12 protein-coding genes are annotated in these 11618 nt (G+C 52.1%); 8 read left to right on the top strand and 4 right to left on the bottom strand.

Annotated elements, in window-relative coordinates; all coding sequences use genetic code 11:
• The 8 genes from KOO63_07570 to KOO63_07535 form a co-directional block, all read left to right on the top strand.
• Positions 1 to 578: TetR/AcrR family transcriptional regulator (locus KOO63_07570; protein ID MBU8921664.1), on the top strand; the 578-nt coding region annotated here is incomplete at its 5' end.
• 331 nt (positions 579 to 909) lie between these two features.
• Positions 910 to 1635 (top strand): hypothetical protein, encoded by a 726-nt coding sequence (locus tag KOO63_07565; protein MBU8921663.1) that lies wholly within the window; start codon positions 910 to 912, stop codon positions 1633 to 1635.
• Positions 1636 to 1673: 38 nt separating this feature from the next.
• Positions 1674 to 2885 carry an aldo/keto reductase gene (locus KOO63_07560; GenBank protein ID MBU8921662.1) on the top strand — a complete coding sequence of 404 codons (1212 nt, stop codon included), beginning with the start codon at positions 1674 to 1676 and terminating at the stop codon, positions 2883 to 2885.
• 194 nt (positions 2886 to 3079) lie between these two features.
• Complete coding sequence (locus KOO63_07555; protein ID MBU8921661.1) at positions 3080 to 3247, top strand: Rdx family protein; 168 nt, start codon at positions 3080 to 3082, stop codon at positions 3245 to 3247.
• 310 nt (positions 3248 to 3557) lie between these two features.
• Positions 3558 to 5615 carry a von Willebrand factor type A domain-containing protein gene (locus KOO63_07550; protein MBU8921660.1) on the top strand — a complete coding sequence of 686 codons (2058 nt, stop codon included), beginning with the start codon at positions 3558 to 3560 and terminating at the stop codon, positions 5613 to 5615.
• A gap of 225 nt (positions 5616 to 5840) precedes the next feature.
• Complete coding sequence (locus KOO63_07545; GenBank protein ID MBU8921659.1) at positions 5841 to 6212, top strand: arsenate reductase ArsC; 372 nt, start codon at positions 5841 to 5843, stop codon at positions 6210 to 6212.
• A gap of 32 nt (positions 6213 to 6244) precedes the next feature.
• Complete coding sequence (locus KOO63_07540) at positions 6245 to 7312, top strand: AI-2E family transporter (protein ID MBU8921658.1); 1068 nt, start codon at positions 6245 to 6247, stop codon at positions 7310 to 7312.
• Positions 7309 to 8100, top strand: coding sequence for an RDD family protein (locus tag KOO63_07535; GenBank protein ID MBU8921657.1), 792 nt, complete (start codon positions 7309 to 7311; stop codon positions 8098 to 8100). The genes KOO63_07540 and KOO63_07535 overlap by 4 nt, the downstream gene beginning before the upstream one ends.
• 4 nt (positions 8101 to 8104) lie before the next feature.
• On the opposite strand, the gene KOO63_07530 is transcribed toward KOO63_07535, so the two are convergent.
• The 4 genes from KOO63_07530 to KOO63_07515 form a co-directional block, all read right to left on the bottom strand.
• Complete coding sequence (locus tag KOO63_07530) at positions 8105 to 9127, bottom strand: phosphotransferase (protein MBU8921656.1); 1023 nt, start codon at positions 9125 to 9127, stop codon at positions 8105 to 8107.
• A 1-nt stretch (position 9128) separates the two neighbouring features.
• Positions 9129 to 10088, bottom strand: a complete 960-nt coding sequence (locus tag KOO63_07525) for an NTP transferase domain-containing protein (GenBank protein MBU8921655.1) — start codon at positions 10086 to 10088, stop codon at positions 9129 to 9131.
• A gap of 26 nt (positions 10089 to 10114) precedes the next feature.
• Positions 10115 to 11290: a DUF1343 domain-containing protein gene (locus KOO63_07520; GenBank protein ID MBU8921654.1), complete on the bottom strand. Its 1176-nt coding sequence runs from the start codon at positions 11288 to 11290 to the stop codon at positions 10115 to 10117.
• Between the two features lie 71 nt (positions 11291 to 11361).
• Positions 11362 to 11618, bottom strand: a 257-nt coding sequence (locus KOO63_07515) for a hypothetical protein (GenBank protein ID MBU8921653.1), incomplete at its 5' end; no start/stop codon positions are given.

The following is an 11618-nucleotide window of genomic DNA, read 5'->3' as shown; positions in this document are numbered from 1 at the left end:
TTATAGAAGAAGGCGTTGATAATGTTACAGTAAGGACGGTAAGTGAAAATATTGGAGTCTCGAGGCCTGCCCTCTACAGACATTTCAGGGGGAAAAATCATCTTTTGTGTACGGTGGCGGAAGATGGCTATAAAAGATTGAATATAGAGCTCGCCCGGGCCATTGATCATGAGACTGAGGATGCTCTCATGAGATTTCAGGGAATGGCCGTAGCATATGTCAGGTTTGCGGTGATGAACGCCCCGTTTTACAGGTTGATGTTCGGGAAAAGTGTGGTGACGAGGCATCCTACCGAAGAACTGCAGAATGCGGCCAGGGAGACTTTCAGGGCGGGTTTTTCCGTTGTGGAGGAATGCAGCAGAAAAGGTCTGATATCGGGTGACCCGGTGAGTCTCCTCAACGTGGCATGGGCGATGGTCCACGGGCTGTCAGTGTTGATGATCGACGGGCAGGTCGACAGGGGTAAGGGTATGCGCACTCTCCTTGGTGAATCGGGAGTCGGGACCTCGTTTGACAGTGAAAAGATCATCGAGTTTGCCGTCAATACCATGATAACGGGGATGAAGGCATCGGAGTAACTGATCTTGCTGGTTCAGAATACGATTTCAGGGCGAGAAAGTAGTCAGTCCGGGTCCTGTCAGATCAGTGAGTAGAATTCCCACGCACACAATCATTCTTTCTGGAACCATATTTCTCTGGTTGCCTACAAGATAGAGCAGCAGGGAGGGAACAGTTTTCAGGGAACAGGCTTTTTCGTTGACGAAGTATCCCCTTCCGGAAGATACTGCAGAGGATAGTTCAATCCGCAGGAATGCTCCCGTCCGAGCACCGGTGATCTCCAGGGCCGAAGGACAGGCAGAAGGTCCTGGACAGAGTCGCCGTTGCCGGACAACCGGAAAGAGGAGAGGTATGAAAAAAATCATTGGTCTGTTTCTGGTCCTGGCCATCTGGTCGTTGCCCGCTATGGCCGATACATATATCAAGATGCAGGACCACACCGACGCAAGTTATCACCATGGCAATCAGGAGCCGGCAACAGATTCGGAGAGCGAACTCTGGATCGGTGATGGCAGGATAGCCTATGTCACAGAGACCCGTCGCTATATTCTCGATGTGGAAAACGGCAAAGCATACATAATGGAAATGGGCGATACCGCGTATGTCGAGACAGATCTGCCGCTGGACAACGCAAAGATATTCCCGCCTGATTATGTCCAGCGTCTTGGGATGTTTCCGACGACAGGTGAACTGAAGCTGCTTGACGGGAAGAAGGAGATCACCGGGAAAAAATGCCGAAGTTTTATGATCCATTTCTGGATCGACTACATGAACGCGAAATATAATGAGACCGAACGAACCGTGTGGGTCACCGACGATTTTCCTTTCGCAAAAAAATATGCGGATGCGTTTATGGCGACATTCCTCACCCTGAACAACTTCAAGCCCGAGCTTATCACGCAGATCCTGGAAGCCGGAGGCTGGGAGATGCTTTCTGAAAGCATCCGTTTCTCAGAAGGGCAGCAGACTCTGTCGAACGGCAGTGTCATCGAATTCGAGGAGAGGATACCGGAGGAAGGTATCTACACGATTCCTGACGAGTACAGGAAAAAGGAATTTCTCAATCCAAGAGGATAGAGAGAACATACGGAGACAGGATCCAACGGAGGTACAGGATGAAAAAGGACAAGACGAAGCAGGGGCGCCGTGATTTTATCAAGACAGGCCTGGCAGGTATCGCGGGCGCCGCGGTTGCTCCATCATTGCTCAGGGCCGGTGAGGGAGAGGAAAAGAAAGAGAGAAAACTGATTAACAGGACTCTGGGCAAGACCGGACTGAAGTGCCCCATAGTGAGTATCGGTGCCGCGGGGCAGGATCCTGCTCTGTACAAAGCCGCCATGGATATGGGCCTGACCCATTTCGATACGGCCAATAGTTACGGTAATGGAAACCACGAGGTACTGGTAGGTGAGGTGATCAAGGGAAGGCCGAGAGATTCATATATCATTACGACCAAGGTCCACCTTCCGATGGATCAGCGGACAGGCCAGTTTATTCCGGGCGCTGCGACTGCAGAGGCATTTATCGGCGCCTTCGAGACGAGCCTGGGACGACTGGGCATCGAGTATGTCGACATCCTCCATATGCATGCATTATCGGCAGCAGCCGCGGTGACGTATGAGCCGATCGTCCTGGCTCTCGAGAAGATGAAGAAAGAAGGCAAGACGCGTTTTGTAGGAGTCTCGGTTCATACAAACGAACCGGAAGTAATCGACGCGGCGGTGGACAGCAAGTTCCACGAAGTGGTCCTTACATCCTACAACTTCCGTCAGCCCCATGTGAAAGAAGTGAAGAAGTCGATTGCCAGGGCGGCGAAGGCTGGACTGGGGATCGTGGCGATGAAGACACAGGCTGGTGTCTACTGGGACAAGGAACGAGAGAAGAAGATAAATATGACGGCTGCCCTCAAATGGGTCCTCAGGGATGAGAACGTACACACGTCGATCCCCGGGTTTTCCAGTATGGAACAGCTTGAGGAAGATATGGCCGCTATGGAGAACCTGAAATTTTCCGACCAGGAGAAAAAGGATCTCGAACTCGGCATGCTCGATGGGATGCAGGGGCTCTATTGTGCGCAGTGTCGCAGGTGCGTGGATACCTGCAGGCACCACATCGAGATCCCCGCGATGATGAGAAGTTTCATGTATGCCTATGGGTACAGGAACCTCGCAAAGGCCAAGGATACGATCCGGCCGCTTCTGGCGGAGGCCGGTAAATGCAGGGAATGTGGAAATTGTACGGTAGACTGTACGATGGGATTCGATGTAAAAGAGAAGATAGCGGATATTGCCAGGATCGAGAATGTGCCCGACGATTTCCTCGCATAGGAGAACGGGTGTATCGGGATCCGGGAAATACGATTCACGAAGGGAGCCGGCCCCGCGCCGGTTCCCTCTTTTTGGGACACAGGTTGATTCCTGACCGGTAGACACCGGGGCGATCGACCAAACGCTAGAGGAGAAATATGAAGGTGACTATCAAGTACTGCGTCCAGTGAGACTACCTTCCAAGGGCTTCCGGTCTGGAAGCTGAACTCAGAGATGTCTTCGATGATATCGATGTGGAACTGATCGATGGCAGGGGAGGCGTTTTCGATGTGCATGTGGATGAAGAGCTGATCTATTCCAAACATGAGACCGGCAGGTTCCCCGATGATGATGAGATCGTCTCGATCATCGAGGCGATCTGAGCTGCCCTGGTTTGACAAAAATAGATTTTATGATTATACTGTAAATAGACGCGGGCGTTGCCGGACAACAAATGCCCGGCAGCCTCAGAACAACTTTTCATTCGCCACCCGAAAATGCCGCTCTCGGCAACCAGCTGTTGTGAAACGACTTCCGATACCACCCGAATTGATTTTGATTCGGGGCGGATGCGCCGGTCTGTCTGGGTCGAAATGATTTCGACACAATAATGGACCGGACAGGGAACATTCCGGGAACTTTACCTGTCAAAGTCCCAGAGAAAGAAATTGTCCCTGAACGAAAGGAGTCGTAATGCGACACAAGACTGGAGCTATCGCAGCGGCTGTAAATCCCCACATCACGTCCGTCCTTTATGTCACAGCCGTTCTTTTGACGGCTATCGGTTTTCTTATGATCGCTTCTTTGACTTATTCTCATCCGATAGAAGATGATCAGATCAGAACGGTGATGCGTGCAGCTGGGAGTATCTCCGGCACCGTTATCGATGCGAGGAGCGGGAAACCTGTTTCCTATGCCAATGTCGTTCTGGTCGGCACGAAGTTGGGAGGGATGACTGCTACAGACGGGTCATTCCTGATCACCGGAGTACCATATGGAAAGTATACGGTAAAGGTGACGATGATGGGGTACGAGGTCGCCGAAAAAAAAGGCGTGAGGGTAAAACCTGGGAAGACGACTAAAGTCGATTTCAAGATGAAATTCGAGATCGTCGGGCAGACGCAGGAGATCCTTGTAGAGGCGGAAGTGAGGCGGATCGAAGTGAAGGACAGTGATGTCAGCTACGGGATGACAAGCGATGGTCTTCATGTGCGGGGTGGGCGCCATAAGGTGTGCTCCGCCCCCCTGGCTGGTGGTGTGTCTTTTCCCTGTATTCCGAACAGATATGTAAGGCCGGACAATACCGAGGAATACGCGCATATCGAGGAAAACCGTTTTATGGATGCCATGACCAGTCCGCAGTCGACTTTTTCAATCGATGTCGATGCTGCCTCGTACGCCAATGTCAGGAGGTTTATAAATCAGAATATGTTTCCTCAAAGAGACGCGGTCCGGATCGAGGAACTTATAAACTATTTTGATTACGATTATGAAAGTCCCGATGGAGATGTCCCCTTTTCGGTAGCTCTCGAATATGGCAATTGTCCGTGGAATGAAGACCACAAACTTGTCCATATCGGTCTTCAGGGAAAGGAACTTACCGAGGAAGAACGCAGGCCGAGCAACCTGGTCTTTCTGATCGATGTCTCGGGGTCGATGGGTTCGCCGAACAAGCTTCCGTTGTTGAGACAGGCGTTCAAGCTTCTTGTCGCTCAGCTGGGAGCTGATGACCAGGTATCGATCGTCGTCTACGCGGGTTCTGCCGGATTGGTCCTTCCAGCGACAAGGGGGGCATGCACGAGGACTATCAAAGATGCCATCGACAGACTGCAGTCAGGCGGCTCGACGGCTGGAGGGCAGGGAATAAAACTCGCGTACAAGGTGGCGATGGACAATTTCATCGAGGAAGGAAACAACAGGGTCATCCTTGCGACCGACGGTGATTTCAACGTGGGTATCTCCAGTACCAGCGAGCTCGTCCAGTATATCGAGGGTAAGCGGGATGAAGGGATATTCCTCACCGTCCTCGGATTTGGTATGGGCAATTACAAGGACAACAGGCTCGAACAGCTTGCCGACAAGGGAAACGGCAACCACGCATATATCGACAATCTCATGGAGGCCAGGAAAGTCCTTGTCAACGAAGTCACGTCGACTCTTTATACGATAGCCAGAGATGTGAAGATCCAGGTCGAATTCAACCCGGCAAAGGTGGAGTCCTACCGTCTGATCGGTTACGAGAACAGGAAGCTCGCCAATGAGGATTTCAAGGATGACAGGAAGGACGCCGGCGAGATCGGAGCGGGTCACACTGTGACGGCTCTATATGAGATCCTGCCTGCTTCAGGTGCGTCAGTGAAAAAAGATGAACTCCGCTACCAGGATCGCAGGATCAGCGGCGACGGCAGGAGAGGCGATGAGATCCTTCTGGTGAAGATCCGTTACAAAGAGCTTGATCGTGACTCGAGCATAGAGATAAGTGAGGTCCTTCGGGACAGGCCCTCCAGGTTTTCCCGTACATCGGATGCCTTCAGGTTCTCTGCGGCTGTCGCCATGTATGGAATGATCCTGAGGAATTCAGGACACATGGGTGACGCAGAGCTGGAGGATGTGGTCGGGATCGCCAGGGGAGCGAAAGGAAAAGACCACTTCCAGTACAGAGCGGAATTCATTACTATCGTCGAGAAGACCATGACCCTGATGGAACTCGGAGCTACTAACGAGCCTTTAAACAGGCGGCGGGCACAATAAATCGCGCCTGAAATTCGGGACAGAGCGAGGGGTCATGGAGACAGGATGAACGAGAAGTCTCCATGGCCCCGTTCTTTTCAGCTTCCAACCGGGTTATCTGCTTCGAATACTTTGGCCGATATCGATCTTTGATCCCGGAATCGAACGAGCGGGAAAGGAGTGATCGAAATTCCGCAAAAGACCAGGATACTGTTTCTCTGCACCGGCAATTCGTGCAGGTCGCAGATGGCCGAGGGCTGGGCTCTGCATCTGAGGGGTGACGTCATCGAACCCTGTTCAGCAGGAATAGAGGTCCATGGGCTCAATCAGCGGGCCGTCACGGTGATGGCCGAGGCCGGCGTGGATATCTCGGGGCATGAATCCAGACATGTACGTGATTATCTTTCGATACGATTCGATTACGTGATAACTGTGTGCGGGCATGCAGACGTTAACTGCCCGGTTTTTCCCGGCGACACGAAAGTAGTTCATCACGGATTCGATGATCCACCATTAATGGCTGGCAACGAAACCGACGAGGAGAAGATCCTAAGCCATTACAGGAGGGTGAGGGACGAGATACGCGAATATATCGAGACTCTTCCCGAATCTCTTTGACAACGACGCTGAAAGTGTGGAAAATCGTCCGCATGGAAACAACTGATGGAAAATCAAGAACCGCCCATATACTTCTCACCGTCGCATCGTTCGTGGTGGTCGTGGCAGGGATCAAGGCCGCTGCGGTCATCGTCGTTCCATTTCTGCTTGCCCTCTTCATATCGATAGTATGCTCCTCGCCTCTTTTCTGGCTGAAGGGCAGAGGACTGTCGACCTGGCTGGCCATTCTGATCGTGATACTGGGAATAATCCTGGCTGGCTATATAATCGCTGCTCTCCTCGGTTCCTCGATAGATGATTTCTCGAGAAATCTGCCTGAATATTCCACGAAGCTCAACGAGCAGTACGGTAGTATGATAACCTGGCTGGAATCGCGCGGTATAGACATGTCGAGGTTCGAGCTGGTGGAGATGATGGATCCCGACAAGGCGATGCAGCTGGTCGCGATGCTTTTCAACGGACTCGGAGACGTACTTGCGAACGGCATGCTGATCCTTCTCACGGTCATATTCATCCTTATGGAAGCCTCCGGCTTTCCGGGCAAACTTAAGACGATCTTTCGCGACCCGGACAGGTCTCTGGCGCAGATGGGCAGGATCACAGAAAATGTTAAGCATTATCTCGCGATAAAGACGATGACAAGCCTCATGACGGGTCTTCTGGTGGCTGTTTTCCTCTTTATCATGCGGATAGACTACCCCCTTCTATGGGGGTTACTTGTGTTTCTTCTGAACTATGTTCCAAATATCGGTTCGATAATCGCGGCGCTTCCAGCCATACTTCAGGCGTTGATCCAGTTCGGCCCTGGAAGAGCTCTCGGAGTGGCAATCGGATATGTGGTGATCAATATGCTGATCGGAAATTTTATCGAACCACGATTTATGGGGAAGGGGCTGGGGCTTTCTACTCTGGTAGTCTTTCTGTCCCTTATCTTCTGGGGGTGGGTCCTCGGGCCGGTAGGTATGCTGCTTTCAGTCGTGCTTACCGTCACAGTGAAGATAGGCCTGGAAAGCCGTGAGGATACAAGGTGGATGGCGATTCTGCTCGGATCGGGTGTGTCGGGTCCCGCGGAGACTGGGATTGAGGAGCCTGGCCGGTGATGAGGAAAAAGAGGGAAAAGGGGAAAAAGGGCAGGATAAGGCGCCAACTGACGATTACCGATGAGCCGATGTTTATCGCGCCGGAACTTATGGGACATCCTCTAGCTTCTCCTCCGAGGAGAGGCGCGGCGATGATCGTCGATCTGGTCATTGTTTTACTTTTCATAGTCGTTCAGACACTTATCGTCAATCACATCCAGAATCCCGGGCTCGCTGCAAGTATCCTTGAATCATATCGTGAAGAGGACACAATAAAGAGAAAGCAATTAAGGGATGAAGTGCAATGTGAGGTCGCACGAATAATCAGGAAGAGGAACCAGGACCTTTTTCCCTGCGAGATTAAGTTGGCCATCGATGAGTCTGACAATGCCCGGCTGGTGACACTTCTCAGAGAGATGGAATTTGATATCGTAATCTCACTGGATACACGGGTGTCAACATACAACGAAGAGACCGGGATGTTGATAATCGGGAGCGATGTCTTTGGCGGAATGGGGAATATCGCTGTCGGAGCTCCACTTTTCATTGCCTACTTCACACTGATGATCTGGCTGTGGAGAGGACGGACTCCAGGAAAGGCACTGTTCGGAATCCGGGTGATCCGCCTGGACGGAAACAAACTTAATTTCTGGAATTCGTTTGGAAGGGCGGGAGGATACGCTGCTTCGGCAGCCACGGTGTTCATCGGTTTTCTGGAGGCGATCTGGCATCCGAACAGGCAGACGGTGCATGACAGGATAGCTGGAACAGTAGTTATTAGAAAGATTCGCAGGTCCAGTCGGACCTGACGAATCAGCCCTGTTCCTTGAGAATAGATCTGGCCCTGCCAATTACCGCTTTAATCGCGGGGAAGTTTCCACATTCATCGATTCCCTCTTCGAGAAGATCCAGGCCGTTTGGAATGGAATCAAGAAAATGTTTTTTCCCCATTTTTGTCCCCAACCTTATGAATGCGGCGAGAGCCTGCATGTTTCTCTGGATGCCAGCATATAAAAAGTCATCATAGTACATCTCGAATCCGGGAGGAACCTCGACACCCGCTTCGTCGAGTCTGTAATAAAGTTCCATGAGCAGGGTCCTTCTCGTGCCCGGTAATATGGGGTGGTAGGGGTCTTTGAGAAAGGAGGCTGTATCGTACAGTCCGGGGCCCCTGTGAGCGCTCTGAAAATCAATCAACCTGAACCTTCCCTCTGTGAGGAGAATGTTCCGGCTTTGAAAATCGCGGTGTATGAATACAGGTGGAAGAGAGGACAGACGGTCGGCCAGGAGTTCGCATTCTTTGCTCCATCCAGGAGGAGGAGTCATTCCGCAGTATCCATCTATGAATTCCACGGCAAAATATTCTGTCTCTCCAAGGAGAACGGCGCGGTCGAATCCGGCGATCTGCGGATGTCCCGCTTCCTGCAAAGCCGATGTGACAGTCGTCTGAAGTTCGAACAGTATATCGATCCCTTCCCTGTAGAACGAAAGTTCCTCGTCTTGACCGGCGTTTTTGAGAATCGATTCGAGGTCGTCAAGACCCAGGTCCTCCATCAGCAGGATTCCCTTGCGGTTGTCGGAGACATAGAATTCCGGTACGCCGATATTATTCTCCCGAAGGAAGTTTCCCACCTCCAGGTAGTTTTCAAATTCTTCTCCTCCACCTGGCTGGAAGAGCGCCACAATCGACCGCTCCCCGTCCTCAAGCCTGGCGAAGAATCTCATGGAACCACCCGTCAGCAGAGTCACCTGCGATCTCATTGGAAAGGGGCCTCCGGGAAATGTGTCCGTGAGTTCTATTGCCGATTCTATCAACGGGATGAGGTTGGGGTCCAAACTATCCTCCTTCGATCATTCCATCCGGGTACATTATAGATCTAATACAATTCGTCCCAGGATCCACGACAGTATCATCCAATACTACGCAATCTTCAAGCACCGTGTTTCTATTGATGACAGAATTCTTTCCTATGGACAGGAAGCCCTTCCATCGCACGCCCGGGGCTATGTCTGTGCCTTCACCAGTGAACAGCGGCATTGTTGGTGTCGGAATCGAAGGTGTGAATCTTTCTCTGCTAACCAGGATACGCCTGTGCAGGTCCAGCAGGGAGGCTGGCGTCCCGGCTTCCGCCCAGGCGCCCGATTTTCCGGCTACTCTGAAGCCCCTGACTGAACCGGGATTCGCGGATGCCATTTTGAGGAGGATCTCGACGAGCCCTGCTTTTTCTCCACGGGGGAAATATTCGAATGCCCCGGGTGAGATTATGGCCAGGCCGGTATAACCCGAGCGCATTGTTCCTTCCGGGTCATTCCGTGGATCATTTCCTATCGAGACCAGTCGGTCCTCTGGGCCTGTTACGACATGAGGGGGGGGGTGAATGGTATTGCTTCCCGCATCCAGGAGAATCATTGTGAAGAGGGCTCCCGAATCAAGATGTGCTTCTATCGCGGGGCCGTAGCTGATATCTGTGAGTATGTCCCCGTTATGCAGCAATACCAGGCCGGGTTTCATGCATGAACTGGCCATATTTCCGATTCCGCCCCCCGTATCCAACAGTATCTTTTCCCTGTGGAAGGTGACCGGAAGTTCTTCACGTTCGGCGTACGACTCTATCTTCTCAGGGAGATGATGGATGTTGGAATGAATATGGGCGGCTCCTTCCCTCACCAGTTTGTCCGCGATCAATCCGAAGAGAGGGTGGCCCAGTATGGGAACTAGCGGCTTCGGCAGAAAGGAGGACAGGTCGCCCATCCTCGTGCCCAGCCCTGCTGCCAGTATCATTCCCGTCATCTTCATTCAATGCTCCTCAGGCCGGGGCCGGTTCAGTACAACAGGAAAGGAGACCTCGTCTTGATGAATTCTTCCTCATCATTGCCCCAGAGATCGAAAAGAGTATTCAGCTCCTCTGTCTGAGCAGCTGCCGCGTCGACTGCTTTCCTGAGTTGAGGCCCTCCCGAGAGTATGTCTATCGGCATGTGGATCTCGTCATATTCGTACGGTGGATCGAGCCATTCGAACCTGTCCGGGTAAAGTCGGGCGATTGTCTGGATAAGTTTCGTCGTTGTTCTGACAGGCCTGAATACATCAGGGTCCGTCACATGTATCTGGATCCCACCGCAAAGTTCTTTTTCGTACTTGTCCCAGGCCGGAATGAATTCCATGGGGCGGAAGCCGGCTCCCTCGACCCCTGTTTCCAATATTGTCTCTGCCAGTTTTTTTCCGTCGATCCATGGTGCTCCAAGGATCTCGAAGGGCCTCGTGGTACCCCGGCCCTCGGAGATGTTCGTCGCCTCAAGGAATACCATTCCAGGGTAGACGATGGCCGTGTCGGGTGTCGGCATGTTCGGCGAGGGAAGTACCCAGGGCTGCCCGGTGTCATTCCAGGACATGTCTCTGGTCCAGCCTTCCATTTTTACTATCTCCAGATCGCATCCAAAGTCTTCGGTCGTGTTTATCATCGAGAGGATCTCTCCGATCGTCATGCCGTGACGGAGGGTGAGAGGATACAGGCCGACGAAAGATCTGTATTCATCGCTCAATACCTGGCCTTCCACCATCGTCCCCCCGAGTGGGTTCGGCCTGTCTGCTACCATCACGGAGATCCCCAGTCTTGCGCATTCTTTCACCATCAACGCAGCAGTCCATATATATGTATATGGCCTAGCGCCGATATCGGGCAGGTCTATCAATACGGTGTCCAGGCCGGCAAGCATCTCCGTCGTGGGGACACGCGTCTTTCCGTAGAGTGAATGGACCGGTATGGAGACTTTTGGATGGACGTATCCTTCCCATTCGATCATGTTCGCCTGCGTGTCTCCCTTCAGACCATGCTGGGGGCCGAAGAGACAGATGAGCCTGATGTTGTTCTCAAGGCTGCGATCGATGATGTGAGTGAGATCGTGGCACACAGATGCCGGGTTTGAGAGGAGTCCCGTCTTTTTCCCCCTCAGTCGCAGAAATCCTTCCGTGGCCAGGATGTCGCATCCCGTCCTTATCAATGTTGCCCCCTTGATAAAACGGCGGACCGGAACTGGTTCCAGCCCGCCGGAGAATTCAAAATCTGAGCCTTTTATTTATTGGCTCCTACAGCCATGAAGGACCAGTTTACAACTGACATTATCTGCTCTTCAAGCGGATAATCGTCATCCACTTCTATCATCATGACCGGGCCGACTCCCTCGGCCAGATACATTATCGAATGGACCTCGTCAACAACATAAGGAATCTCTTCTTCGTACATCGTTACTGTGACATAGAGGTGATGGACATAGCATTCAATGAACACACCTTCCACATACGGTGCGCTGACTGTCACAGTCTCCGACT

This window comes from Candidatus Latescibacterota bacterium (assembly GCA_019038625.1).
Classification (GTDB): domain Bacteria; phylum Krumholzibacteriota; class Krumholzibacteriia; order Krumholzibacteriales; family Krumholzibacteriaceae; genus JAGLYV01.
Note: the sequence above shows the minus strand (reverse complement) of the source record. Positions and strands in the feature narration are given on the sequence as shown.